The 24,512-nt window shown below is 65.6% G+C and carries 23 protein-coding genes; 13 read left to right on the top strand and 10 right to left on the bottom strand.

Features of this window, described 5'->3' with window-relative positions; genetic code table 11:
* Positions 1-71 precede the first annotated feature (71 nt).
* Positions 72-1,118 carry a tRNA preQ1(34) S-adenosylmethionine ribosyltransferase-isomerase QueA gene (gene queA / locus B4L36_RS05595; RefSeq protein ID WP_292953627.1) on the bottom strand — a complete coding sequence of 349 codons (1,047 nt, stop codon included), beginning with the start codon at positions 1,116-1,118 and terminating at the stop codon, positions 72-74.
* Between the two features lie 139 nt (positions 1,119-1,257).
* Here queA and B4L36_RS05590 point away from each other — a divergent pair, with 139 nt between their 5' ends.
* Both B4L36_RS05590 and bfr read left to right on the top strand, forming a co-directional pair.
* Positions 1,258-1,551, top strand: coding sequence for a (2Fe-2S)-binding protein (locus B4L36_RS05590; RefSeq protein WP_292953625.1), 294 nt, complete (start codon positions 1,258-1,260; stop codon positions 1,549-1,551).
* A complete protein-coding gene (gene bfr, locus B4L36_RS05585; protein ID WP_292953622.1) occupies positions 1,499-1,984 on the top strand; it encodes a bacterioferritin in 486 nt (161 codons plus the stop codon). Before B4L36_RS05590 ends, bfr begins: the two co-directional genes overlap by 53 nt.
* Before the next feature lie 156 nt (positions 1,985-2,140).
* Here the strand turns inward: bfr and B4L36_RS05580 are convergent, their stop codons facing one another.
* Both B4L36_RS05580 and B4L36_RS05575 read right to left on the bottom strand, forming a co-directional pair.
* Positions 2,141-2,302, bottom strand: coding sequence for a hypothetical protein (locus B4L36_RS05580; RefSeq protein ID WP_292953619.1), 162 nt, complete (start codon positions 2,300-2,302; stop codon positions 2,141-2,143).
* Positions 2,303-2,320: 18 nt separating this feature from the next.
* Positions 2,321-2,995 (bottom strand): HAD-IA family hydrolase, encoded by a 675-nt coding sequence (locus B4L36_RS05575; RefSeq protein WP_292953616.1) that lies wholly within the window; start codon positions 2,993-2,995, stop codon positions 2,321-2,323.
* 122 nt (positions 2,996-3,117) lie between these two features.
* On the opposite strand from B4L36_RS05575, the gene glmU reads away from it, so the two are divergent.
* Genes glmU through B4L36_RS05560 form a run of 3 tightly spaced genes read left to right on the top strand, consistent with a single transcriptional unit; the run spans position 3,118 to position 6,938 of the window.
* Positions 3,118-4,461: a bifunctional UDP-N-acetylglucosamine diphosphorylase/glucosamine-1-phosphate N-acetyltransferase GlmU gene (gene glmU, locus B4L36_RS05570; protein WP_292953613.1), complete on the top strand. Its 1,344-nt coding sequence runs from the start codon at positions 3,118-3,120 to the stop codon at positions 4,459-4,461.
* Positions 4,461-6,278, top strand: a complete 1,818-nt coding sequence (glmS, locus tag B4L36_RS05565) for a glutamine--fructose-6-phosphate transaminase (isomerizing) (RefSeq protein WP_292953610.1) — start codon at positions 4,461-4,463, stop codon at positions 6,276-6,278. Before glmU ends, glmS begins: the two co-directional genes overlap by 1 nt.
* Before the next feature lie 48 nt (positions 6,279-6,326).
* The gene (locus B4L36_RS05560; RefSeq protein WP_292953607.1) at positions 6,327-6,938 is read left to right on the top strand and encodes a hypothetical protein; all 612 of its coding nucleotides are present in this window, start codon (positions 6,327-6,329) and stop codon (positions 6,936-6,938) included.
* Here the strand turns inward: B4L36_RS05560 and B4L36_RS05555 are convergent, their stop codons facing one another.
* Entirely contained in the window at positions 6,939-7,262 is a 324-nt protein-coding gene (locus B4L36_RS05555) for a HesB/IscA family protein (RefSeq protein WP_292953604.1), read from the bottom strand.
* A 74-nt stretch (positions 7,263-7,336) separates the two neighbouring features.
* Here B4L36_RS05555 and B4L36_RS05550 point away from each other — a divergent pair, with 74 nt between their 5' ends.
* Entirely contained in the window at positions 7,337-8,494 is a 1,158-nt protein-coding gene (locus B4L36_RS05550) for a deoxyguanosinetriphosphate triphosphohydrolase (RefSeq protein ID WP_292953601.1), read from the top strand.
* Positions 8,495-8,557: 63 nt separating this feature from the next.
* Here B4L36_RS05550 and B4L36_RS05545 read toward each other — a convergent pair whose 3' ends face one another.
* The 4 genes from B4L36_RS05545 to guaB form a co-directional block, all read right to left on the bottom strand.
* Positions 8,558-10,096, bottom strand: coding sequence for a tripartite tricarboxylate transporter permease (locus B4L36_RS05545; RefSeq protein ID WP_292953598.1), 1,539 nt, complete (start codon positions 10,094-10,096; stop codon positions 8,558-8,560).
* 11 nt (positions 10,097-10,107) lie between these two features.
* Positions 10,108-10,539: a tripartite tricarboxylate transporter TctB family protein gene (locus B4L36_RS05540; RefSeq protein WP_292953595.1), complete on the bottom strand. Its 432-nt coding sequence runs from the start codon at positions 10,537-10,539 to the stop codon at positions 10,108-10,110.
* 78 nt (positions 10,540-10,617) lie between these two features.
* On the bottom strand, positions 10,618-11,607 hold the full coding sequence (locus B4L36_RS05535) for a Bug family tripartite tricarboxylate transporter substrate binding protein (protein ID WP_292953592.1): 990 nt from the start codon (positions 11,605-11,607) through the stop codon (positions 10,618-10,620).
* 345 nt (positions 11,608-11,952) lie between these two features.
* Positions 11,953-13,401, bottom strand: coding sequence for an IMP dehydrogenase (gene guaB / locus B4L36_RS05530; protein WP_292953589.1), 1,449 nt, complete (start codon positions 13,399-13,401; stop codon positions 11,953-11,955).
* Positions 13,402-13,633: 232 nt separating this feature from the next.
* Between guaB and B4L36_RS05525 the strand changes: the two genes are divergently transcribed.
* The 7 genes from B4L36_RS05525 (at position 13,634) to metH (ending at position 22,709) form a co-directional block, all read left to right on the top strand.
* On the top strand, positions 13,634-14,824 hold the full coding sequence (locus tag B4L36_RS05525; RefSeq protein ID WP_292953586.1) for an OmpP1/FadL family transporter: 1,191 nt from the start codon (positions 13,634-13,636) through the stop codon (positions 14,822-14,824).
* Positions 14,825-15,051: 227 nt separating this feature from the next.
* Complete coding sequence (locus B4L36_RS05520; RefSeq protein WP_292953583.1) at positions 15,052-15,915, top strand: ATPase; 864 nt, start codon at positions 15,052-15,054, stop codon at positions 15,913-15,915.
* A 224-nt stretch (positions 15,916-16,139) separates the two neighbouring features.
* The gene (locus tag B4L36_RS05515) at positions 16,140-17,066 is read left to right on the top strand and encodes a homoserine O-succinyltransferase (RefSeq protein ID WP_292953580.1); all 927 of its coding nucleotides are present in this window, start codon (positions 16,140-16,142) and stop codon (positions 17,064-17,066) included.
* Positions 17,066-17,959 carry a polyphosphate kinase 2 gene (gene ppk2, locus B4L36_RS05510; RefSeq protein WP_292953577.1) on the top strand — a complete coding sequence of 298 codons (894 nt, stop codon included), beginning with the start codon at positions 17,066-17,068 and terminating at the stop codon, positions 17,957-17,959. Before B4L36_RS05515 ends, ppk2 begins: the two co-directional genes overlap by 1 nt.
* A gap of 97 nt (positions 17,960-18,056) precedes the next feature.
* A complete protein-coding gene (locus B4L36_RS05505; RefSeq protein WP_292953574.1) occupies positions 18,057-18,800 on the top strand; it encodes an SDR family oxidoreductase in 744 nt (247 codons plus the stop codon).
* Positions 18,801-18,952: 152 nt separating this feature from the next.
* Positions 18,953-20,008, top strand: a complete 1,056-nt coding sequence (locus B4L36_RS05500) for a homocysteine S-methyltransferase family protein (RefSeq protein WP_414692141.1) — start codon at positions 18,953-18,955, stop codon at positions 20,006-20,008.
* Positions 20,001-22,709 carry a methionine synthase gene (gene metH / locus B4L36_RS05495; protein WP_292953568.1) on the top strand — a complete coding sequence of 903 codons (2,709 nt, stop codon included), beginning with the start codon at positions 20,001-20,003 and terminating at the stop codon, positions 22,707-22,709. The genes B4L36_RS05500 and metH overlap by 8 nt, the downstream gene beginning before the upstream one ends.
* A gap of 70 nt (positions 22,710-22,779) precedes the next feature.
* Here metH and B4L36_RS05490 read toward each other — a convergent pair whose 3' ends face one another.
* Both B4L36_RS05490 and B4L36_RS05485 read right to left on the bottom strand, forming a co-directional pair.
* On the bottom strand, positions 22,780-23,700 hold the full coding sequence (locus tag B4L36_RS05490) for an NAD-dependent epimerase/dehydratase family protein (protein ID WP_292953565.1): 921 nt from the start codon (positions 23,698-23,700) through the stop codon (positions 22,780-22,782).
* Positions 23,700-24,512, bottom strand: an 813-nt coding sequence (locus B4L36_RS05485; RefSeq protein WP_292953562.1) for a cupin domain-containing protein, incomplete at its 5' end; no start/stop codon positions are given. The genes B4L36_RS05490 and B4L36_RS05485, both read right to left, overlap by 1 nt.

The following is a 24,512-nucleotide window of genomic DNA, read 5'->3' as shown; positions in this document are numbered from 1 at the left end:
CCGGAAGACCCGTTTCATCAGATCGCCCGCCCTAATCCCGTGTGCCCGGCGATGCCAGCCGGAAAGCGACGTCAGGGAATCAGGAGCGACGCATCGCCGTAGCTGAAGAAACGATACCGCTGCGATACCGCATGTGTATAGATTTGCTTGATCTTTTCGGGCCCCATCAGGGCGGAAACCAGCATCAGCAGGGTCGATTTGGGCAGGTGAAAATTGGTCATCAGCCCATCTGTCACCTGGAAGTGATAACCGGGATAGATGAAGATGTCGGTCATGCCCTCGAACGGGGCGATCCGGCCGTCTCCGGCGGCGGCCGTTTCGATCAGTCGCAGCGCCGTGGTGCCGACGGCGATGACGCGCCGGCCCCCGGACCTGGCGCGGTTGATTGCCGCCGCCGCGTCCGGCGTGACCTCGCCCCATTCGGCGTGCATCCGGTGCGTCGTCACGTCCTCGACCTTGACGGGCAGAAAGGTGCCCGCGCCGACATGCAACGTGACGTGGACGAATTCCACGCCGCGGGCGTCCAGGGCGGCCAGCAGCGCCTCATCGAAATGCAGGCTGGCCGTGGGCGCGGCGACGGCACCCCGCCGCGCGGCCCAGACCGTCTGGTAATCCTGCCGGTCCTGGCTGTCGGGTGCGCGCAGGCTGGCGATATAGGGCGGCAGCGGCATCGCGCCGACCTGCGCCAGCGCAGCGTCGAATGCCTCGCCCGTGGCATCGAACCGCAACTGCAATTCGCCCTGCCCGATCGCCGCGACCTCGGCCGAAAGCTGTGGTCCGAAACGGATCACCTCGCCCTCGCGCAACTTGCGCAGCGGTTTGGCCAGCGCGCGCCAGCCATCGGCGGCCGGTTCCAGCAGCGTGATCTCGATCCTGGCGCTGACGGCCCCCTGCGCCGAATCGCGTTCGCGGCTGCCGGTCAGGCGCGCGGGGATGACCCTGGTGTCGTTCAGCACCAGCAGGTCGCCGGGTCGCAGGATCGCGGGCAGATCGCTGACAACACGATCCGCGATGGTCCCGTCCTCGGCCAGCAACAGTCGCGCCGCGCTGCGCGGGCGGGCCGGCCGCGTAGCGATCAGCCCCTCGGGCAGTTCGAAATCGAAATCGGACAGTTTCATGGCCGGGCTTCTGCGCCTGACGGGGCCGCGGGTCAAGCATCGCGCGCAGGCCGCTCGCCATGCCGTGATGAGCGGGCGAAAAAGGCGGGCTTTACATGCCCGACAAATTCACTAGGTTTCGCTCATCCAGGAGTTTTCCATGATCGTCTGCCATTGCACCCAGATCACCGATCATCAGATTCGCGCCGCCATCGACTGGATGCGTGCCGCCGATCCGCAAACGATCATCACCCCGGGCAAGGTCTATCACGCACTGGGCCAGCGCCCCGATTGCGGCGGCTGCATGAAGCTGTTTCTGGACACCATGCGCCGCTGCGATAGTCTGGGCGTCGCCCCGCCGATCCTGCGGGTGAACACGGACAAGAAGGAGGATTCCGGTCATGAAGGGCGACGCCAAGGTCATCGAGTATCTCAACGCCGCACTCCGGTCTGAACTGACGGCCGTCAGCCAGTATTGGCTGCATTACCGGCTGCAAGAAGATTGGGGTTATGGACGGATCGCGGACAAGTCGCGGGCCGAATCGATCGAGGAAATGCATCATGCCGACCGGCTGGTCCAGCGGATCATCTTTCTCGAAGGCCATCCGAACCTGCAAAAGCTGGATCCGCTGCGGATCGGGCAGAACCTGAAGGAAACGATGGAAAGCGACCTCGCCGCCGAACATGACGCGCGGACCCTGTATATCGAGGCCCGTGATCATTGCGAGAAGGTCGGCGATTACGTCAGCAAGGTCCTGTTCGAGGAACTGATCGCCGACGAGGAAGGCCATATCGACTATCTGGAAACCCAGATCGAACTGCATGACACCATTGGCGCGCAGAATTTCGGCCAATTGAACGCCAAGCCCGCCGACGAGGCCGAATAGGCGGACGTCGCCCCGCCATCCCCCTGATGGCAGCGGAAGGATGGCGGGACGCGCGCCTTGGTCTGGCCTTCGTGCCTCGGTTCCGGCCGAGGACCGTTATGAACTGATTCCGGTTAAGATTCCGTTAACGCCGCCCGGAAGGGGCGGCGCTTCCCATCAGAACAACAGCTTCAGGATACCGATGACCACGGCAAGTCCGATCAGAAAGATGAGAAGGACGACGCCCCCGGCGAATTTGAACATGACAAGCTCCTTGACGTATCCAGGCTTTAACCGGATCAGGTCGCGAATGTTCCGCGCCACGGGGTTTTCCGGCATGGATGCGGCGACGGCGCCTCAGGCCAGCCACTCGCGGGCAAGATCGGGCAGGTCGTCGAAATGGGCCAGCAGCGCCTCGGGCGCGAGGCGGCCGATCGCCTCGCCTTCCGGGCCGAAGGCCACCAGCGCCACCCGGACCCCGGCGGCCGAGGCCGTCCTGCGATCCGTTTCGGTATCTCCGACCAGAAAGGATGCGCTGACCGACCCGCCCGCCGCCTCGACCGCGGCACGATAGGGGCGCGGATCGGGCTTGCGGACCGGCATCGTATCCGCCCCGACCAGGCTCGCGAACAGGTCGCGGATGCCCATCTCGCGCAGCAGGATTTCGGCCAGGCCTTCGGGCTTGTTGGTGCAGACCGACAGGCTGAATCCGTCGCCCGCCAGCCGCTCCAGCGCCGCGCCGACGCCGGGGTAAAGCCGCGTATGCACGGCGATGTTCTGGCCGTAATGATCCAGCAGGCGGGGATAATCCTCGTCCTCGGCGGAGGGCGGCAGCAGGGTGTCGGCACCGATCCGACCGTATCCGGCACGCAGCATCGCACGACCGCCGTGAAAGGCGATCAGCGCGTCAGCCACCGGGTCCAGCAGATCGCCCAGGCCACGCGCGTTGAAACAGGCATTGGCCGAGGCGATCAGATCGCCCGAGGTATCGGCCAGCGTGCCGTCCAGATCGAAGACCACCGTTCCGCCCATCCTGCCCTCTCGTAACGATCCGTAAACAAAGGTGAACGCCGCGTGCCCCCGGGGGACTTTCCAGCGCGCCCCGCCACGTCTAGAACGCCGGACAAGGAAAATGAACCGGCGAAGGGGCAGGCATGACGGATATTCCCGTATCGGTGGTGGTTCTGGCGGCGGGACAGGGCAGCCGAATGCAGTCGGACCTGCCCAAGGTGCTGCATCGGCTGGCCGGGGTGCCGCTGATCGCTCATGCACTGACCGCGGCCCGCGGGCTGGACCCCGAACAGGTCATCGTGGTCGCCGGCCACGGCGCGCAGGCCGTGGAACAGGCGGTTGGCCAGCTTGACCCCGAGGCGCGGCTGGTGCGCCAGGACCGTCAGCTTGGCACCGGCCACGCCGTGCGGCAGGCCCTGCCCGAACTGGAGGGATTCGAGGGCAAGGTGGTCGTTCTCTACGGCGACACGCCCTTCATCGGGCAGGATACGCTGGCCGCGTTGGCAGGCCACCCCGCCGATGTCGTCGTGCTGGGATTCGAGGCCGAGGATCCGGGCCGTTATGGACGACTGGTCGTCGGCAGCACGGGTCTGGACAGGATCGTCGAATACAAGGACGCGGACGACGCTACGCGGCAGATTGCCCTGTGCAATTCCGGCGTGATGGCGCTGGATGCGGGCCTGTTGCGGCAGCTGATCGTGCGGCTGTCTGACAACAACGCGGCGGGGGAATATTATCTCACCGACCTGGTGGCCCTGGCCCGGGCCGAGGGCCGGCGCACGGATGTCGTCACCTGCGATGAGGCGCAGACATTGGGCATCAACACGCGCGCCGAGCTGGCCGCCGCCGAAACCGCGTTCCAGGCCCGAGCCCGGGCCGAGGCGCTGGCGGGCGGCGTGACCCTGTTCGATCCGGGCAGCGTCTGGTTCGCGCTGGACACCTGCATCGGCCGTGACGCGGTGATCGGCCAGAATGTCGTCTTCGGGCCCGGCGTCACCATCGAATCCGGCGCCGAAATCCTGCCCTTCTGCCATCTGGAAGGCTGCCACATCTCCTCAGGCGCGACGGTCGGCCCCTTCGCCCGCCTGCGTCCAGGCGCGGAACTGGGCGGCGACGTGCATGTCGGCAACTTCGTCGAGATCAAGAATTCGGTTCTGGACGAGGGCGTGAAGGTCGGTCACCTGACCTATCTGGGCGATGCGCATGTGGGCGAGCGCGCGAATATCGGCGCGGGCACCGTCACCTGCAACTATGATGGCGTCGGCAAGCACCGGACCCGGATCGGGCCGCGCGCCTTCATCGGATCGGACACGATGCTGGTCGCGCCGGTGCGGGTCGGCGCGGATGCGCTGACCGGATCGGGCTCGGTGATCACGCAGGACGTGCCGGACGGGGCGCTGGCTCTGGCGCGCGCGCGGCAGGTCAACAAGCCCGGCCTCGCGACCCGGCTCATGGCGGCTTTGCGCTTGGCAAAAGGCAATAAATAATGTGTGGAATCATTGGCATACTTGGAAAACATGAAGTTTCACCGCAACTGGTCGATGCGTTGCGCCGACTGGAATATCGCGGTTACGACAGCGCCGGCGTCGCGACGGTCGACGATGCGGGCAGGCTGGATCGCCGCCGCGCGGTGGGCAAGCTGGTGAATTTGTCGGACCGGCTGGTTCTTGATCCGCTTCGCGGCCATGCCGGGATCGGGCATACCCGCTGGGCCACCCATGGCGCCGCCACCGAGACGAATGCCCATCCCCATCGGCATGGCCGCGTGGCCGTGGTTCATAACGGCATCATCGAAAATTTCCGCGACCTGCGCGAGGAACTGGCCACGAACGGCCTCAGGCCCGAAAGCCAAACCGATACCGAGACGGTGGCCCTGCTGACCGGCCATCATCTGGATCGGGGCCTGTCACCGCTGGAGGCCGCGCGCGCCACCCTGTCCCGCCTGCACGGCGCCTTCGCGCTGGCCTTCCTGTTCGAGGGCGAGGGCGATCTGATGATCGCGGCACGCCGGGGCAGCCCGCTGGCCATCGGCCATGGCACGGGCGAGATGTTTCTGGGTTCGGATGCGGTGGCCCTGTCGCCCTTTACCGACCGCATCACCTATCTGGAGGATGGCGACCACGCCGTCCTGACCCGCGCGGGCGTGCAGGTCTATGAGGCCGGGGGGCGTCCGGTCGGCCGCGGCGAAAGCCGGATCGACGTCGGCGCGACGGCGATCGACAAGGGCGGCTACCGGCATTTCATGGCCAAGGAAATCGCTCAGCAGCCGGTGGTGATCGGCGACGTGCTGAACCATTACGTCAAGGACAACCGGATCGTGCTTCCCGAGGGGCTGGATTTCACGGGCGTGGACCGCATCGCGCTGGTCGGTTGCGGCACCGCGCATCTGGCGGGCCATGTCGCGAAATACTGGTTCGAGCGGCTGGCGGGCCTGCCCTGCGATATCGACGTGGCCTCGGAATTCCGCTATCGCGAGCCGCCGCTGTCGGACAAGAGCTGGTTCATCGCCATCAGCCAGTCGGGCGAGACGGCGGACACGCTGGCTGCCCTGCATTATGCCAAGGACCGGGTGGCCCGAACCGTCGGTCTGGTGAATGTGGGCACCTCGGCCATTGCGCGCGACAGCGACGTGGCGCTGCCGACGCTGGCGGGGATCGAGGTCAGCGTGGCGTCCTCCAAGGCCTTCACCTGCCAGTTGACGGTGCTGGCGATCCTGGCGCTGAAGGCGGCCCGTGATCGCGGCCGGATCGACGATGTGCAGCTTGCGGGCCATCTGGCCGATCTGCGCGCCGTGCCGGGCCTGTTGCAGCAGGCGCTGAACCTGTCCGATGATTGCCGGGCGCTGTCGGAATGGCTGGGTCAGGCGCAGGACGTGCTGTATCTGGGGCGCGGGGCGCTGTATCCGGTGGCGCTGGAAGGTGCGCTGAAGCTGAAGGAACTTAGCTACATTCACGCCGAAGGCTATGCCTCGGGGGAATTGAAGCACGGCCCTATCGCGCTGATCGACCGCGATCTGCCGGTGATCGTTCTGGCCCCCCATGATGCGCTGTTCGACAAGACCGTCTCGAACATGCAGGAGGTGATGGCCCGGCACGGGCAGATTCTGCTGGTCTCGGACCAGGCCGGGATCGCGGCGGGGGGCGAGGGTGTGCACGCCACGCTGCGCCTGCCCTCGGGTGGCGGGGCGTTCCAGCCGATCCTCTATGCGATCCCGATGCAATATCTGGCCTATCACACGGCGGTGGCGAAAGGCACGGATGTGGATCAGCCGCGCAATCTGGCGAAATCCGTCACGGTCGAGTGATGCCCGCGCGGCGTGACGCCGCGCCCCTTCCGCGCTAGGATCGGAACCATGTGGCGCCTTCTGGTCCTTGCGCTGTGCCTTCTGCCGCTTGCGGCGGCCGCACAGGAACGTCCGCAGACCGGACTGATGTGGAACCGCAGCGGGTTGCCCGCGACCTTTCCGCTGCAGGTCAAGACCCTGCCCGGCAAGGATTACCTGGTCCATGTGACCGAACCTGGCAGCGGCCGGGCGATCATGGCGGGCTATATCCGTGGCGGGGATTTCTTTCGCCTTCTGGTGCCGCCCGGCCAGTGGCGGCTGCGTTTCGCCTATGGCCTCGACTGGCAGGGAAAAGACGCCCTCTTCGGCCCGGAGACAGGCCGGACCGAGATGCGGCAGGTTCTGGATTTCAGCATTCTCGGCCTGAATCGGCGCCGCGTCTATATCGTCACGCTCATCGAGGAGAACGGCACCATGAAGATCGTCGATGCGGACCCGCGCGCGGAATGCCAGATCGTGTCGTGGACCAGCGAGGACGCCGAATACCCGCCGGAACGCGGGCTGGATCCGGTCATGCGGGAACGCCGTTACGGCATTCCGCGACCCAACGGTCTGGAGGCGCCGCCCAAGCTGCGCTATATCGAGCGCAGCTTCGTGATCCGCAAACGTCTCTGCGGCTGATCACATCGAAAAGGACGTGCCACAGCCGCAACTTGAGGTGGCGTTCGGATTGTCGATGGTGAACCGGGCGCCGATCAGCTCATCCGCGAAATCGATCACCGCACCCGCCAGATAGGGCAGCGAGACCGGATCGACGACGACCCGCTGGCCGGCGCCTTCCAGCACCAGATCGTCGGCTTCGGCCTGATCCAGCCGGATCTCGTATTGAAACCCGGAACAGCCGCCCCCGGCCACCGCGACGCGCAGCGGACGGACGTCGCCGCCCGCATTGATCTCGGCAAGGTGGGCAAAGGCCCGTTCGGTCACTTTCGGAGGCAGGTTCATGGGGCGTTCCCGTTTTCGTCCTTGGGTCAGGAATATAGGCTCTGCACGCATCCCTCGCAAGGAAGGACCGCGCCTTGTCCACCGCCCCCTATGCCTGCCAGCCCGAAGACAGTCGCGGCAGGCTGCATCCGGAAAGCCTGTCCACCTTCCGCTCGCCCTGGCAGCGCGACCGCGACCGGATCATCCATTCCAGCGCCTTCCGGCGGCTGAAGCACAAGACGCAGGTCTTCGTCGAACATGACGGCGACGAATATCGCGGCGATTACTTCCGCACCCGGCTGACCCACACGATCGAGGTGGCGCAGGTCGCCCGCACCATCGCCGGCGCGCTGCGGCTGAACACCGACCTGGCCGAGACGGTGGCGCTGGCCCACGATCTGGGCCACCCCCCCTTTGGCCATACCGGCGAGGATGCGTTATCCGCGCTGATGCAGCCCTATGGCGGCTTCGATCACAACGCGCAGGCGCTGCGGATCGTCACCCGGCTGGAACGGCACTATGCCGATTTCGACGGGCTGAACCTGACATGGGAGGCGCTGGAGGGGATCGCCAAGCATAACGGGCCGGTGGAGCCGCCCCTGCCCTATGCCCTGGCCGAGGTGAACGGCGACTGGGATCTGGAGCTTTCAAGCAATGCCAGCGCCGAGGCGCAGGTGGCGGCCGTGGCCGATGACGTGGCCTATAACCACCACGATCTGCATGACGGTCTGCGGGCCGAATTGTTCACCGAGGAGGAACTGGCCGAATTGCCCGTGATCGGTCCCGCCTTCGCCGAGGTGGACCGCCTCTATCCCGGCCTCGACCGGATGCGGCGGCGACACGAGGCGCTGCGGCGGGTCTTCGGCGTCATGGTCGAGGACGTCATCGCCGTGGCCGAGAACCGGCTGGCGGGCCTGCAGCCGCAATCGGCGCAGGAAATCCGCGACATGGACGGGCCGATCATCCGCTTTTCCAAGCCGCTCTACCAGAACATCAAGGCGATCAAGTCGTTCCTGTTCACGCGCATGTATCGCGCGCCCTCGGTCGTGGATGAACGGGTCCGGGTGACGGCGATCCTGAACGAGCTGTTCCCGCTGTTTCTGTCGGACCCCGCCCAGATGCCGCCGCAATGGCACAGCGCGGCCGAGGCGGCGCCCGATGAAACCCGCCGTGCCCGCATCGTGCTGGACTACGTCTCGGGGATGACCGACCGCTATGCGATATCAGAGGCGCAGCGGCTGCTGACCGGTTGAAAGGGCGCGACACGGGCTGTCCGTGCCGCGCCATGTCATGCGGCGCCGCAAGACCGATCGGCCTCAGTCCCGGATCGAGCCCTCGTCATCGCCACGCCGGCGCATCCCCGACTTGACGCGGCGACCCACGATCAGCGGCAGAAGGAATCCGGCTATCGCGATGGCCCACAGCGTGATCGCCAGCGGGGAATCGATCAGGGTGAACCAGTTGCCGTTGTCGATGGTGATGGCGCGGCGCAGGTTGTTTTCCATCTGGTTGCCCAGAAGTGTGCCAAGGATGATGGGCACCAGCGGCACGTCGAACTTGCGCAGCACCCAACCCATGACGCCGAAGCCGATCATCACCAGAAGATCGAACGAGGAACCGGAAATGCCGTAGATGCCCACGAAGCTGACCATCGCCACGACCGGCATCAGCACCCGTGGCGGGACCAGCAGGATGCGGGTGAACAGGCCCACCATCGGGATGTTCAGCGCCAGCAGCATGAAGTTGGCGATGAACAGCGCCGCGATCAGTCCCCAGACCACATCCGGATTGTTGGTGAACAGAAGCGGCCCGGGCGTGATGTTCAGCGACAGCAGGACCGCCAGCAGCACCGCCGTCGTCCCCGATCCCGGCACCCCAAGCGCCAGCATCGGCACCAGCGCGCCGCCGGCGGCGGCGTTGTTGCCGGCCTCGGGCGCGGCGACACCGCGCGGGTCGCCGGTGCCGAAGGTGTTGTCCTTGTCCACCAGCCGCTTTTCCATCGTATAGGAGATGAACGAGCCCAGCGAGGCGCCCGCCCCGGGCAGGACGCCCGCGACAAAGCCCAGGCCCGAAGTCCGCAGCATTGTCGGGATGCAGGATTTCAGCATCGACCAGGGCGGCGTCAGTCGGCCGATCTTCAGCTTGCGGCCCTCGGCATCCGAGGCGCCGTGCCCCTCTTCCAGGAAGATGAAGACTTCCGACAGCGCGAAAAGGCCGACGATCGCGACCAGGAAATCCAGCCCGTCGTAAAGATTGACCTCGCCGAAGGTAAAGCGCGGCACGCCGGTCTGCGTGTCGACGCCGATCATCGCCAAGCCAAGGCCAAGGGCCGCGGCAAAGGCCGATTTCGCCTGGTTGGTCGAGGAAACCCCGCCCAGCGTCATGAAGGCCAGCGCGAACAGCGCGAAATATTCGGCCGGTCCGAAAAGCAGCGCGATCTTGACCAGTTGCGGGGCCAGCACGATCAGGCCCCAGGTCGCGATGAAGGATCCGACGAAAGAGGCGATGCCCGACAGCGACAGCGCCTCTCCGGCCAGGCCCTTCCTGGCCATCGGGTGCCCGTCCAGACAGGTCATCATCGCTGGCTCGTCCCCCGGTATGTTCAGCAGGATCGACGAAATCCGCCCGCCATACATCGCCCCGTAATAGACCGAGGTCAGCAGGATCAGCGACGGCGTGGCGCCAAGCCCCAGCGTGAAGGCCAGCGGGATCAGGATCGCCACGCCGTTCGATGGCCCCAGCCCCGGCAGCGCGCCCATGATGGTGCCCAGAAAACAGCCCAGCAAGGCAAGGCTCAGATTCTGCCAGGTCAGCGCGATGGCGAAGCCGTCGGCAAGATTGGACAGGGTTTCCATGACGCGCTCCTTCAGAAGCCGAACGGGCCGCGCGCCAGCGACAGACCCAGAGCCAGATTGAAGATGACATAAATGCCCAGCGAGGTGCCGATTCCCGTCGCCGTGGCCCAGAGGATCGTCGACCCGAGACGCCAGGACAGATAGGTTGCGGCGAAGGCTGTCGCGATGACGAAACCCGCTTCCGGCAGCAATTTGGCATAGAGGATCATGACCAGCACCGCCGCGCCGATCTCGGCCAGGCGGCCCAGGGCGGGCCAGGTCGGATCGGGATCGGGGCGCAGCGCGATGACGATGCTGGCCAGTCCCAGGACGGCCGCGATGATCAGGGGAAATGCCTTGGGACCGACAGCGTCCGACAGGAAGCTTTCCTCGATCGACAGCGCGGCCAGCGCGAAACCGATCGCCAGCAGGATGCCGACGAGGCCAAGGATGCGATCGCTCATCGCTGATTTCCTTTCGGGACAGAAGCGGCGCCGCGAAAGGTCGCGGCGCCCGAGATGTTTGCCGGCATCAGCCCGCGTCTACTTGATGATGCCGATCTTGCGCGAGATGTCCTGGATCCGGGTCACCGATTCGGACACGAATTGCTGGAATTCCTCGCCCTGAAGGTCCAGCGGCGCGATGCCGTTCACCTTCATCACCTCTTTCCATTCGTCCGAGGCATAAAGCTCGCCCAGCTTCGACACCCAACCGTTATAGGCTTCGTCGGACATGCCGCCCGGCCCATAGAAACCGCGCCAGTTCGCGCCGACAGCATCCACACCCTGTTCCTTGGCGGTCGGAAAATCGGCGAATTCGCCGTCAAGCCGTTCGGGGGCCAGCACCGCGATCACCCTGATGTCGCCGCTATCGACAAAGCCCTTGGCCTCGGAAAGGTCGCCAGTGAAGGCCTGGACCGACCCTGCCAGAAGCTGGGTCACGGCCTCGCCGCCGCCATCGAAGGCGATATACTTGACCGAGCGGACATCCTCGATGCCATAGGCATCGGCCGCGATCAGCACCTTCAGGTGATCCCAGCCGCCCACGGCCGAACCGCCCGCGACCGAGATCGAACCCGGATCGGCCTTGATCTTGTCCAGCAGTTCCGGCAGCGTCTTGATCTCGCTGTCGGCCGCCACGGCGATGACGCCGTAATCGGCCCCGATCGAGCCCAGCCAGCGGACCTGATCCATGGTGTTGCCCGGATAGGCGCCCTGTGCCAGCCGCGTCGCGGTCGCCGAGGACGCCGCCACGATCAGGTTGTTGTCGTCCTCGCGCTTGTTGACGACCTCGGCAAAGGCCACGCCGCCGCCGCCGCCGGCCAGATTGACGACCTGCATCGTCGTGTCGATCAATCCCAGATCCTGCATCGTCTTGCCGACCTGGCGGCAGGTGAAGTCCCAGCCGCCGCCGGGATTGGCCGGGGCGATGCATTCGGGATTGGTGGGATTGAAATCCTGCGCCATCGCGCCCAGCGACGACGCGCCCAGCAACGCGGCGGCCGCGATCATCCGGCTTGCCTTGAAAATCATGGTTTTCCTCCTGTTGTCCTACGGATGCTACGCCGCATTCCTGCAAGGGCGCAACATCGTCCCTGAGGCGGGATCTTGAGCGTCATTTGATGGCACGAAGCCTTGCAGCAGGCAAGCCTCGTCGTGAACAAGCCGTGCCGGGGAAAGGAAAAAATTTACCGAGGCCGAACCCGCCCCGAGGATCTCCATGCCCGCCTGCAAGGGCTTTACGCACCTTTTCTGCTGTCCGGGGAGTCTTGGCCTTCCCGCGATCGCGGCACGAGGGGCGCCCCGTGTCGCGGGCTCCCGAAGGGCTTCACATCATGCGCAGACAGGCACCCAAGAAATGACCGCCCCGACCAGGGTTCATCCGAGACGGTAATTCGGGCTTTCGCGCGTGATCTGCACGTCGTGCACATGGCTTTCCTTGAGCCCCGCCCCGGTGATGCGGACGAACTGGCAGTTGCGGCGCATCTCCTCGATCGTGGCGCAGCCGGTATAGCCCATGGCGGCGCGCAGCCCGCCGACAAGCTGGTGGATCACCGTGCCGGCCGGTCCCTTGTAGGGCACCTGCCCCTCGATGCCCTCGGGCACCAGCTTGTCGGTCGCGGCATCCTTCTGGAAATAGCGGTCCGCGCTGCCCCGCGCCATCGCGCCCAGCGAGCCCATGCCGCGATAGGATTTGAAGCTGCGGCCCTGATACAGGATCACCTCGCCGGGGCTTTCATCAGTGCCGGCGATGGCGCTGCCGACCATGGCACAGCTGGCGCCCGCGGCGATCGCCTTGGCGAAATCGCCGGAATACTTGATGCCGCCATCGGCGATCACCGGCAGGCCATCGGCGCCGGCGCAGGCGTCCATGATCGCGGTCAGCTGCGGCACGCCGACCCCGGCAACCACCCGCGTCGTGCAGATGCTGCCCGGTCCGATGCCGACCTTGACGGCATCCGCGCCCGCCTCGATCAGTGCCCGCGTGCCTTCCGCCGTGGCCACGTTGCCCGCCACCACCTGCACCTCGTTCGAAAAGGTCTTCACCCGTTCGACCGCCCTGGCGACGCCTGCCGAATGGCCGTGAGCGGTATCGATCACGACCATGTCCACGCCCGCCTCGATCAGCGCCTGGCTGCGTGCAAAGCCCTCTTCGCCGACGGTCGATGCGGCGGCCACGCGCAGCCGCCCCAGCTCGTCCTTGCAGGCCAGCGGGTTCACCACCGCCTTCTCGGTATCCTTCAGCGTCAGAAGGCCGGTCAGATGACCCTGGCCATCGACGATCAGCAGCTTCTCGATCCGGCGTTCCTTCATCAGGTCGATGGCCTGCTGGCGATCGGCAGGCTCGGTCAGCATCGCCAGCCTGTCCGAGGTCATCATCACGCTGACCGGGGTGCGGTCGTCGCTGGCGAACCGCATGTCGCGATTTGTGACGATGCCGACGACGCGGCCCTCGGCATCGACGACCGGAAAGCCTGTGACGTTGTAGCGGTCCTGAAAGGCCTTCGCATCGGCCAGCGTCTGATCGGCGCGCAGCGTGATGGGCTTGTAGACGATGCCGCTTTCGAACCGCTTGACACGGCGCACCTCGTCGGCCTGCTGTTCGGTCGTCAGGTTGCGATGAATGACCCCCATGCCGCCTGCCTGCGCCATGGCGATGGCCATGCGGCTTTCGGTCACCGTGTCCATGGCCGAGGACAGAAGCGGAATGTTCATCCGGATGGTGCGCGTGACCTGGGTCGCGACATCGGCGGTCGAGGGCATCACCGTCGAGGCGGCGGGAACCAGAAGGACATCGTCAAAGGTCAGGGCCTCACGAATCTGCATGGGGTCATCCTTGCGGCAAGTTCGTTTGGCAGTTTCCCCTTTCACGCGCGGCGCCGATTGTCCAGAGCCGAAGAACCGGCGCCGGCCGCCGGGCTGCGTTGCAGCAAAGACACGCTGCCCCCAGGTCAGCGAGATCAGAACGTTGCGTCATCGGGCCGGCACGATTGATTGCATCACGAAGTCCCGTAAGGTGACAACCTGGATCGGTTGATCCGTCTAGGGAGGACAACTTATGAGATATACACTGACCGGCGCGGCCACCCTGCTGCTGAGCGCATCGCCCCTGCTGGCAGGCGGGATCGAACGCGCGCCGCAATCGCTGAGCCCGCTGTTCGAAGACGGAAACTACGCCGAGCTCAGCTTTGGCGGCGTCGATCCGACGGTCGAGGGCAAGGACCGCACGCCAGCGGCGGCCGGAGGCCCCTACAACACCGGCGACGTGGCGCAGGGCTACGGCTTCGTGGGTCTGGCCTACAAGCACCAGTTCACGCCCAGCATTTCCGGCGCCATCATCATCGAACAGCCCTTCGGCGCCGATATCCGTTATCCGACGCAACCCGGCGCGATCCCGGATCCGGGCCAGGACGGGTCGCTCCTTCTGGGCGGAACCAGCGCGAAGGTGGATTCCACCACCTTCACCGCGCTCGGACGCTACAAGTTCCAGAACAATTTCTCGGTTCATGGCGGCATCCGCGGGTCGCGTGCCGACGGCAAGGTCAGCCTGAACGGCGCGGCCTATGGTCCGGTGGCGGGCTATTCGGTCGATCTGGATACCGACACGGCCGTCGGCTGGGTGGCCGGCGCCGCCTGGGAAAAGCCCGAGATCGCGGCCCGCGTCTCGCTGACCTACAATTCCGAGGTCGAGCATGAATTCGACACGACCGAATCCGGCCCGCTGGTCGATCCCGACGGGGCCGGGCCGCTGCCGGCCCTGCCGCTGCTGACCGGCACCTCCATGACAAAGGTCAAGACCCCGGAAAGCTGGAACCTGGAATTCCAGACCGGCGTCGCGCCGGATACGTTGGTCTTCGGATCGATCCGCTGGGTGAACTGGTCCGAATTCCGGGTCGATCCGCGCAACTTCACCGCCGTGACCGGTGGCGGACTGGTCAGCCTGGAGGACACCACCACCTACACGCTTGGCGTGGGTCGCAAGTTCACCGATGCCTGGTCCGGTTCGGCCTCGTTCACCTATGAGAAGGCCGGGAATGATCTGGTTTCGCCGCTGGCCCCGACCAACGGGCGCAAGGGCATCACGCTGGCGGCGATTTATACGCGCGACAACATGAAGATCACCACCGGCGTCAACTATACCAAACTCGGCGATGCGAGGCCGGAAACCGGCACACCCGACACCGCGCGCGCGGACATGAAGGGCAATGACGCCTGGGGCGTGGGAATGAGGATCGGCTACAGTTTCTGATCGCCCGACCAGGAAGAAACGGAAAGGCCCGCCGCATCGTCGGGGCCTTTCCGCCAGCCCGCCCTGGTGCAAGGCTGTCGCCGATGCCGCTCCGGGCCGGGCGGCGCCACCCCGGCCGTCCCCGCACCGGTCATGGCCGCACCGAAACCTGCGCTGGCTTGACGCCCGCCCCTTTCCCTTGGGCGCGCCGCGGATTACCAAGTCCGAAACCAAGGACGGGGCGGCACATGATCCATCACAGCGGCCAGGACTGGCTTCGGGCAGCGAACCGGCGCGTTCTGCTGTTCGGCATGTCGGGACTGGGCAAGACCCATCTGTCGAACATGCTGCGCGCCTCGGGAGAGTGGTTTCACTATTCGGTCGATTACCGCATCGGCACCCGCTACATGGGCGAATATATCGCCGACAACTTCAAGCACGAGGCGATGAAGGTTCCGTTCCTGCGTGACTTGCTGCTATCCGACAGCGTCTATATCGCCAGCAACATCACCTTCGACAATCTGGCGCCGCTATCGACCTATCTCGGCAAGCCCGGCAGCCCCAGCCGCGGCGGCCTGCCTTTCGACGAATATCACCAACGTCAGGACCAGCACCGCCGGGCCGAGATCGCGGCGCTTCTGGACACCCATCACTTCATGTCCCGCGCAATCCGGATCTACGGCATTCCGCATTTCGTCTGCGACAGCGGCGGCTCGATCTGCGAGGTGGTCGATCCGGACGATCCCGACGATCCGGTCCTGTCGGCGCTGGCGCGCGATCTGCTGATGGTCTGGATCAAGGGCAGCGACGCGCATACCGCCGAACTGGTCCGCCGCTTCGACAGGGCGCCGAAACCCATGTATTACCAGCCCGAATTCCTCGAAAACGCCTGGGTCGCCTACCGGGTCGAGAAGGGCCTGACCGGCGACGAGGTCAACCCCGACGATTTCATCCGCTGGACCTATGCCCGCGCCCTGGCCCATCGCCAGCCGCGCTATCAGGCCATGGCGCGGCGCGGCATCACGGTGCTGGCCGAAGAGGTGGCCGAGGTGAAGGACCCGGCCGATTTCAATGCCCTCATCGCCCGCGCCATCGACCGGCGGCCGGACTGATCCGGCCCGCCGGCGGGCGCCGAAACCGTCCCGGGTCGCGCGCATCCGGCGCATTCGATCACGCCTGCCTCGTGTCTCTGCCTCGCGCTCTTTCCAAATACCTCGGGGGGAGTCGCGGGACGCGACGGGGGGCGGCGCCCCCCTTGCCCGCCCGCCATCGCGGCACGGCATCTTGCCGTGACCGCCGCTGCCTTCTACTTATCGGTCGCAAAAGGATCGCAGCCATGCCCATCACCCTGAACGAGAACCTGCCCGCCTACCGAATCCTGTCGGAAGAGGGCGTGATGGTGATGTCGCCGGGGCGTGCGGCAACCCAGGATATCCGCCCGCTGCGGATCGGCCTGCTGAATCTGATGCCCCGCAAGATCCAGACCGAGAACCAGTTCGCAAGGCTGATCGGCGCGACGCCCCTGCAGATCGACTTTCAGTTGATCCGCATGTCGGATCATGAAAGCCGCAATACGGCCGCCGACCACATGGAAAGCTTCTATCGTCCCTTCCGCGAGGTCGCGGCGACGGGCGAGAAATTCGACGGCCTCGTGATTACCGGCGCGCCGATCGAACACCTGCCCTTCGAGGCGGTCACCTACTGGGACGAACTGACCCAAGTCTTCGACTGGACCCAGACCCATGTCCATTCCACCTTCGGCGTCTGCTGGGGCGGGATGGCGATGGCCTGGCATTTCCACGGCCTTCCCAAGCACATCCTGGACGCCAAGGCCTTCGGCTGCTTTCGGCACCGGAACCTTTTGGCCGCCTCGCCCTATCTGCGCGGGTTCTCGGATGACGTGCTGGTTCCCGTCAGCCGCTGGACCGAGGTGCGGCAGGACGAACTGGACCAGCGCCCGGCCCTGACCACGCTGCTGGCCAGCGACGAGGTCGGCCCCTGCCTGGTCGAGGATCCGGGTCGCCGCGCGCTCTATATCTTCAACCACCTGGAATATGACAGCACGACGCTGAAGGACGAATATGACCGTGACGCGCTGGCCGGAAAGGCCATCGAGGTGCCGCGCAACTACTATCCCGACGACGATCCGGCCCGGATGCCGCTGAACCGCTGGCGCAGCCATGCGCATCTGCTCTACGGCAACTGGATCAACGAAATCTACCAGACCACGCAATACGACATGTCCAGGATCGGAACCCCTTGATGGCGAAAGCGAAACCCTCCGCGCCCGACCTGCCGCTGGTCGGCCAGATCAGCGACTATCTCGACCGGGGCGCCCCCAGGGACGTCCGCAAGACCATCGAGAAGGCCGGCAAGAAAGAGATCCTCGATCCCGGCTATCCCTACCGCGAGGAGATGGACAAGACCGATTACGAGGATCATCTGGAGATGCTGCAGTTGCAGCTTGTCCGTATGATGCACGACATTTCCTCGACCGGCAAACGTCTGGTGGTGCTGTTCGAAGGCCGCGATGCGGCCGGCAAGGGCGGCACGATCGAACGCCTGCGCGAGAACCTCAATCCGCGCTCGTGCTATATCGTGGCGCTTCCCAAGCCGACCGAACGCGAGGCGGGGCAATGGTATTTCCAGCGCTACGTGGACTGGCTTCCCGCTGCCGGCGAAATCGCGCTGTTCGACCGCAGCTGGTATAATCGCGGCGTGGTCGAGCGTGTCTTCGGCTTCTCGACCGAGACGCAGCGCAACGCCTTCTTCCGGCAGCTTCCGGGATTCGAGCAGACCCTGGTCGATGACGGCATCATCCTGGTCAAGCTGTGGCTGAACGTGGGCCGGGCCGAGCAATTGCAGCGTTTCCTCGACCGCGAGAAGGATCCGCTGAAACAGTGGAAGCTGTCGTCCATCGACGTGGAGGGTCTGGCCAAATGGGATGAGTATACCCAGGCGATTCACGACACGCTGAACCTGTCGCATTCGCCCATCGCGCCCTGGGCCGTGATCCGGTCCGACGACAAGCGCCGGGCCCGGATCGCGGCGATCCAGACGGTGCTGAACGCGGTCGATTACGCCGGCAAGGACCGCAAGCGGATCGGCGAGGTCGATCCCAAGATCGCCGGCGGTCCGGAAATGCTGCTGACCTGAACCGCGCAGGGTCCGCCGGTCCGCCGAACGGCCATGGCGGTCTGGAAAGGCTGCGGCGGTCGTGCCAGATTGGCACCGATCACAGGGGGAAAGACGCATGGATCTGTCAGTCAGCCGCGCCGTCGTGACCGGCGGTGCCTCGGGGCTTGGCCAGGCGACGGCCCGGCATTTTCGCGAACGCGGCGCGCAGGTCGTGCTGCTGGACCGCGATCCGGCCGGGGCAAGGGTCGCGCGGGCCATGGGCGCCGGTTTCGCCGAAACCGACGTGACCGATGAGGACAGCGTATCCCGCGCCATCGCGGCCTCGGTCGAGGCGATGGGCGGCATAGACATCTGCGTGAACTGCGCCGGCATCGTGATCGGTGAAAAGACCCTGGGCCGCGAGGCGCCGCACAGCCTGGCAGGCTTTCGCCGCACCGTCGAGATCAACCTGATCGGCAGTTTCAACGTGCTGCGGCTGGCCGCCGCCGAGATGGCGAGGAATGGCCGCGACGAGAACGGCGTCATCGTCAACACGGCCTCGATCGCGGCTTTCGACGGGCAGAAGGGACAGGCGGCCTATGCGGCCTCGAAGGCCGGGATCGCCGGGATGACGCTGCCAATCGCCCGTGACCTGTCTTCGCGCAACATCCGCATCTGCGCCATCGCACCCGGCATCTTCGCAACGCCGATGCTGCGCGGTCTGCCGACAGAAGTGCAGGACGGGCTGGCCGCCGGGGTGACCTTTCCCCGACGGCTGGGCGATCCGGCCGAATTCGCCCGGATGGCGGGAACGATCGTCGAGAACGCCTATCTGAACGGCGAGGTGATCCGGCTGGACGGCGGCCTGCGCATGACCTGAGACGGCCGGGGGCGCTTCGCCCCCCGGACCCCCCGAAGGTATTTGGAAAGAGCGCGAGGGAGAGGCGCAAAAGATTATCGATTCACGTCATGATCTTCTCGCGGATTATGAATTTGCCATTCGCCGGGCCGCTGTCTATCCAGCAGGCTTCGATGACGAGGCCCGATATGACCGCATTGCCCCCTTCTCCTGCTTTCGCCCTGCTGGATCGCGCGGCGGCCGAACGGATTCTGATCCTTGACGGGGCGATGGGCACGCAGATCCAGAATCTGGACCTTGACGAAGTGGATTATGCCGGTACCGGCTCGGGACATGCCTGCGGGCATTCTTCGGAGCGACCGCAAAAGGGCAATAACGACCTGCTGGTCCTGACCCAACCCGAGGCGGTGGAGGACATCCACTATCGCTATGCCATGGCCGGGGCCGATATCGTCGAGACCAACACCTTTTCCTCGACCACCATCGCGCAGGCCGATTACGGACTGGAAGCGGCCGTTCACGATCTGAATGTCGCAGGCGCGCGCGTCGTGCGGCGGGCCCTGGACCGCGCCACCGCCGAGGATGGCAGGCCACGTTTCGTGGCCGGCGCCCTGGGCCCGACCAACCGCACCGCATCGATCAGCCCGGATGTGAACGATCCGGGATTTCGTGCCGTGACCTTCGACGATCTGCGGGCGGCCTATCTTCAGCAGGCCAGGGGCCTGATCGAGGGCGGCGCGGATATCCTGCTGATCGAGACGATCTTCGACACGCTGAACGCCAAGGCCGCGATCTTTGCCTGCCTTCAGGCGATGGAGGCGCATGGCCAGCGTATGCCGCTGATGATTTCAGGCACCATCACCGATGCCTCGGGGCGCACCCTGTCGGGCCAGACGCCCACCGCCTTCTGGCATTCGGTCCGCCATGCTCGGCCCTGGACGGTCGGGCTGAACTGCGCGCTTGGCGCCTCGGCCATGCGCCCGCATCTGGCCGAGATGGCTGGCGTGGCCGACACGCTGATCTGCGCCTATCCCAATGCCGGCCTGCCCAATGCCTTTGGCCAATACGACGAGGGGCCGCAGGATACGGCCCGGCAGGTGGCGGACTTCGCGCGCGAGGGGCTGGTCAATGTCGTCGGCGGCTGCTGCGGCACGACGCCCGATCATATTCGTGCCATCGCCGATGCGGTCGCAGAATTCAGCCCGCGAAAGGTGCCCGACTATGTCTGAACGCCAACTTCGGCTATCCGGCCTGGAACCCTTCGTGCTGACCGACGACATTCCCTTCGTCAATATCGGCGAACGCACCAACGTCACCGGCAGCGCCCGCTTCCGCAAGCTGGTCAAGAACCGCGATTATGCCGCCGCGCTGGAGGTCGCCCGCGATCAGGTCGAGAATGGCGCCCAGATCATCGACATCAACATGGATGAGGGGCTGATCGATTCGAAGGCGGCGATGGTCGAATTCCTCAACCTCCTGGCGGCCGAACCCGATATTGCCCGCGTGCCCATCATGATCGACAGTTCCAAATGGGAGGTGATCGAGGCCGGGCTGCAATGCGTCCAGGGCAAGCCGGTCGTCAACTCGATCAGCATGAAAGAGGGCGAAGACCAGTTTCGCCAGCACGCCCGGCTGTGTCTGGCCTATGGCGCGGCGGTCGTGGTGATGGCGTTCGATGAACAGGGCCAGGCCGACACCGCGGCGCGCAAGATCCAGATTTGCGAACGCGCTTATCGCATCCTTGTCGATGAAGTCGGCTTCCCGCCCGAGGATATCATCTTCGATCCCAACATCTTCGCCGTGGCCACGGGGATCGACGAACACAACAATTACGGCGTGGATTTCATCGATGCCGTGCGCTGGATCCGCGCGAACCTGCCCCATGCGCATGTTTCTGGTGGCGTGTCGAACCTGTCCTTCAGCTTTCGCGGCAACGAACCCGTGCGCGAGGCGATGCATGCGGTGTTCCTGTATCACGCCATTCAGGCGGGCATGGACATGGGCATCGTCAACGCGGGGCAACTGGCTGTCTATGACCAGATCGACCCGGACCTGCGCGATGCCTGCGAGGACGTGGTCCTGAACCGCAGCCCCGATGCTACCGAACATCTGCTTGAGATCGCCGAACGCTATCGCGGCGAAGGCGGGGCGCAGCGGCGGGAAAAGGATCTGTCATGGCGCGAATGGCCGATCGAAAAGCGGCTGGAACATGCGCTTGTCAACGGGATCACCGAATATATCGATGCCGATACCGAGGAGGCCCGCCAGGCGGCCCAGCGGCCGCTGCATGTGATCGAGGGCCCGCTGATGGCCGGGATGAACGTGGTGGGCGACCTGTTCGGCGCGGGCAAGATGTTTCTGCCGCAGGTGGTCAAGTCCGCGCGCGTGATGAAACAGGCGGTGGCGATCCTGCTGCCCTACATGGAAGAGGAAAAGCGCCTGAATGGCGGGACCGAGCGTGAAAGCGCGGGCAAGATCCTGATGGCCACCGTCAAGGGCGATGTCCACGACATCGGCAAGAACATTGTCGGCGTCGTGCTGGCCTGCAACAATTACGAGGTGATCGACCTGGGCGTCATGGTGCCCAGCCAGAAGATCCTGGACGTCGCGCGTGAACAGAATGTCGATGTGATCGGCCTGTCGGGCCTGATCACCCCCAGCCTGGACGAGATGGTCCATGTGGCGCAGGAGATGGAACGCGAGGGCTTTCATCTGCCGCTGTTGATCGGCGGGGCCACGACCTCGAAGATCCACACGGCGGTCAAGATCGCACCACGCTATCACAGGGGCGCTGCCGTCTATGTCACCGATGCCAGCCGCGCGGTCGGCGTCGTCTCGTCGTTGCTGTCACCCGCCCAGCAACAGAATTACGTTGCGGGCATCCGGGCCGAATACAGCGAGGTGGCCGACCGGCACGAACGCGCCGAGGCTGCCAAGTCGCGCCTGCCCCTGCAGGCCGCGCGGGACAACGCGCTGAAACTGGACTGGACCGGATTCGCCGCGCCCACGCCATCCTTTTCGGGAAGGCGGGTGATCGAGGACTGGGATCTGGCGCAGATCGCGCGCTATATCGACTGGACCCCGTTCTTCCAGACCTGGGAATTGAAGGGCGTCTATCCGCGCATCCTCGACGATGAAAAACAGGGGCAGGCCGCGCGCAGCCTGTTCGACGACGCCCAAGAGATGCTGGCCCGGATCATCGAGGGCGGCTGGTTTCGGCCCCGCGCGGTCGTGGGCTTCTGGCCGGCCAACGCGGTGGGCGACGATATCCACCTGTTTACCGGCGAGGATCGGTCCGAGGTGCTGGCACGCTTTCACACGCTGCGCCAGCAGGTGACCAAGCGCAACGGCCGTCCCAATGTGGCGCTGTCCGACTTTGTGGCACCCGAGGGGCACCGCGATTATCTGGGCGCTTTCGTCGTCACCGCAGGGCCCGAGGAACAGGAAATCTCGGCCCGGTACGAACGCGCCAACGACGATTACGGCGCGATCATGGTCAAGGCGCTGGCCGATCGCATCGCCGAGGCGATGGCCGAGATGCTGCACGAACGGGTCCGCCGCGAGTTGTGGGGATATGCCCCCGACGAAGCCCATGCGCCCCAGGACCTGATCGCCGAGCCCTATGCCGGCATCCGCCCGGCCCCCGGCTATCCGGCGCAGCCCGACCACACCGAAAAGGACACGCTGTTCCGCCTGCTGGACGCCGAAGCCGCGACCGGGGTGACGCTGACGGAAAGCATGGCGATGTGGCCGGGATCGTCGGTGTCGGGCCTCTATATCGGTCATCCAGAGGCCTATTATTTCGGCGTGGCCAAGATCGAACAGGATCAGGCGCGCGATTATGCCGATCGCAAGGGCATGTCGCTGGCCGAGGTCGAACGCTGGCTGGCCCCGGTGCTGAACTACCAGCCAAAGGCAGACGCCGCCTGATGGCGCGAGAACCGGCCGCCGCCCAGCCTGTGCCCGCGACGCGGCCGGGCCGGGCCGGGGTCGCGCGATGCTACAGCGCCATCCGCGCGGCCCGGATCGCGATGCGCAGATCGGGCCGGATGTCGGCAGGCGGCGCATGGCCCAGGTCACGCGCGCGGGCCGATGACATCAGCTTGGCCTGCATCCCCTCGGGGCGGCTGCGGTCGTGGATGAACCGGCCCCGCCACCCGGCCAGGTCAGCGATCATCCGGTAATATTCATCGACGCTGTAATCCCGGTCCGCCCCGACATTCAGCAGCAGCGGCAGGGTTTGCAGACGGTTCAGCGCCGTCAGCACGAACCGGGCCAGATGATCGACGGCCAGAAATTCGCGCCGTGCCCGACCCCCGCCCCAGATCGTCACATGATCGGCGCCATCCGCCTTGGCGCGCAGGATCTTGGTGATGGCTGCGGCGACCAGATGGGCCGAATCCCGTCCGAAATGATCCTGCGCGCCGAACAGATTGCACGGAATCAGGGTCCGGTAGGCGAATCCGTGTTGTCCCGAGATCGCCGCGCAAAGCCGCGCCGCCGTGATCTTGGCCAGGGCATATCCCTCATTCGAAGGCTCCAGCGGGCCAGCCAGCACATCCTCTTCCACCAGCGGCTGGCGCCAGTCGCGCGGATAGATGCAGGACGAGCCGATATTGACCAGCCGCGACACGCCGGCCCGGAACGCACCCATGATCAGGGCATCGTTGAGCCGCAGGTTTTCCGCCAGAAACCCGGTCGGATCGTCCAGGTTGGCCTGAATCCCGCCGACTTTCGCCGCCGCGTGGATCACCGCCTCGACCCGGTGCGCGGTGATCCAGTCGGTCACCGCCTCTCGCTGCGTCAGCGGCAATTCGGCGCGCGATGGCGCCAGCAGGTCAAGCCCCGGCGCGACCCGGGGCGCCAGCCGCAGCAGCGCGCGGCCGACCATGCCGCTGCCGCCGGTCAGCAGAACGCGCATCAATCGCCGCTGTCGCGGGCATAGACATCCTCGTAGCGGATGATGTCATCCTCGCCCAGGTAGGATCCGGTCTGCACCTCGATCAGCACCATCGGCACCTTGCCCGGATTTTCCATCCGGTGGCGCGCGCCCAGCGGGATATAGATGGACTGGTTTTCGGTCACCAGCGTGACGTGATCGTCAACCGTGACCCTGGCCGTGCCGCTGACCACGATCCAGTGTTCGGAGCGATGGACGTGGCTTTGCAGCGACAGCGCCGCGCCCGGCTTGACCACGATCCGCTTGACCTGAAAGCGGTCGGCCAGCGCCAGCGTCTCGAACCAGCCCCAGGGGCGGTGATCGCGCGGGAACGCCTCGGCCTGCTTGCGGCCTTTCTTCTTCAGCGCGGTAACGGCCTGCCGCACATCCTGCGCGCGCGATTTGTCCGCAACCAGGACCGCGTCCCCGGTGGCCACGACCATCACGTCCTGCAATCCGATACCCACCAATTGCAGATCCGCATGGTCCGATCGCAGCAGCACGTCGCGGCAATCGATGGCGGTGGAATTGGCATCGGCGACGACCCCGTCGCCGGCAGGCATCCGTTCCAGCTGCTCGCGCCAGACCGCGTCCCAGCCGCCCAGATCGGACCAGCGGCCCGAAAAACGCACCACGGTCAGATTGTCGGCCTTTTCCATCACCGCGTAATCGATGGAATTGTCCGGCAGACTTTCCCAGGGCGCTCGCGCCAGCCGCAGGAAACCCAGATCGCGGCGGGCGCCGTCCAGCGCAGCCCGCACCGGCGTCTGATAGTCGGGGGCATGGGCGTGAAA

The organism is Paracoccus sp. UBA889 (genome assembly GCA_002294185.1).
GTDB lineage: Bacteria > Pseudomonadota > Alphaproteobacteria > Rhodobacterales > Rhodobacteraceae > Paracoccus.
The sequence above is the reverse complement of the archived record's forward strand: the minus strand, read 5'-3'. Positions and strand labels throughout refer to the sequence as shown.

What these genes read in the sequence shown, in the direction of transcription:
- queA (WP_292953627.1), bottom strand. Translation starts at nt 1,118, where the DNA reads ATGAAACTGTCCGATTTCGATTTCGAACTGCCCGAGGGGCTGATCGCT.
- B4L36_RS05590 (WP_292953625.1), top strand. Translation starts at nt 1,258, where the DNA reads ATGATCGTCTGCCATTGCACCCAGATCACCGATCATCAGATTCGCGCC.
- bfr (WP_292953622.1), top strand. Translation starts at nt 1,499, where the DNA reads ATGAAGGGCGACGCCAAGGTCATCGAGTATCTCAACGCCGCACTCCGG.
- B4L36_RS05580 (WP_292953619.1), bottom strand. Translation starts at nt 2,302, where the DNA reads ATGCCGGAAAACCCCGTGGCGCGGAACATTCGCGACCTGATCCGGTTA.
- B4L36_RS05575 (WP_292953616.1), bottom strand. Translation starts at nt 2,995, where the DNA reads ATGGGCGGAACGGTGGTCTTCGATCTGGACGGCACGCTGGCCGATACC.
- glmU (WP_292953613.1), top strand. Translation starts at nt 3,118, where the DNA reads ATGACGGATATTCCCGTATCGGTGGTGGTTCTGGCGGCGGGACAGGGC.
- glmS (WP_292953610.1), top strand. Translation starts at nt 4,461, where the DNA reads ATGTGTGGAATCATTGGCATACTTGGAAAACATGAAGTTTCACCGCAA.
- B4L36_RS05560 (WP_292953607.1), top strand. Translation starts at nt 6,327, where the DNA reads ATGTGGCGCCTTCTGGTCCTTGCGCTGTGCCTTCTGCCGCTTGCGGCG.
- B4L36_RS05555 (WP_292953604.1), bottom strand. Translation starts at nt 7,262, where the DNA reads ATGAACCTGCCTCCGAAAGTGACCGAACGGGCCTTTGCCCACCTTGCC.
- B4L36_RS05545 (WP_292953598.1), bottom strand. Translation starts at nt 10,096, where the DNA reads ATGGAAACCCTGTCCAATCTTGCCGACGGCTTCGCCATCGCGCTGACC.
- B4L36_RS05540 (WP_292953595.1), bottom strand. Translation starts at nt 10,539, where the DNA reads ATGAGCGATCGCATCCTTGGCCTCGTCGGCATCCTGCTGGCGATCGGT.
- B4L36_RS05535 (WP_292953592.1), bottom strand. Translation starts at nt 11,607, where the DNA reads ATGATTTTCAAGGCAAGCCGGATGATCGCGGCCGCCGCGTTGCTGGGC.
- guaB (WP_292953589.1), bottom strand. Translation starts at nt 13,401, where the DNA reads ATGCAGATTCGTGAGGCCCTGACCTTTGACGATGTCCTTCTGGTTCCC.
- B4L36_RS05525 (WP_292953586.1), top strand. Translation starts at nt 13,634, where the DNA reads ATGAGATATACACTGACCGGCGCGGCCACCCTGCTGCTGAGCGCATCG.
- B4L36_RS05520 (WP_292953583.1), top strand. Translation starts at nt 15,052, where the DNA reads ATGATCCATCACAGCGGCCAGGACTGGCTTCGGGCAGCGAACCGGCGC.
- B4L36_RS05515 (WP_292953580.1), top strand. Translation starts at nt 16,140, where the DNA reads ATGCCCATCACCCTGAACGAGAACCTGCCCGCCTACCGAATCCTGTCG.
- ppk2 (WP_292953577.1), top strand. Translation starts at nt 17,066, where the DNA reads ATGGCGAAAGCGAAACCCTCCGCGCCCGACCTGCCGCTGGTCGGCCAG.
- B4L36_RS05505 (WP_292953574.1), top strand. Translation starts at nt 18,057, where the DNA reads ATGGATCTGTCAGTCAGCCGCGCCGTCGTGACCGGCGGTGCCTCGGGG.
- B4L36_RS05500 (WP_414692141.1), top strand. Translation starts at nt 18,953, where the DNA reads ATGACGAGGCCCGATATGACCGCATTGCCCCCTTCTCCTGCTTTCGCC.
- metH (WP_292953568.1), top strand. Translation starts at nt 20,001, where the DNA reads ATGTCTGAACGCCAACTTCGGCTATCCGGCCTGGAACCCTTCGTGCTG.
- B4L36_RS05490 (WP_292953565.1), bottom strand. Translation starts at nt 23,700, where the DNA reads ATGCGCGTTCTGCTGACCGGCGGCAGCGGCATGGTCGGCCGCGCGCTG.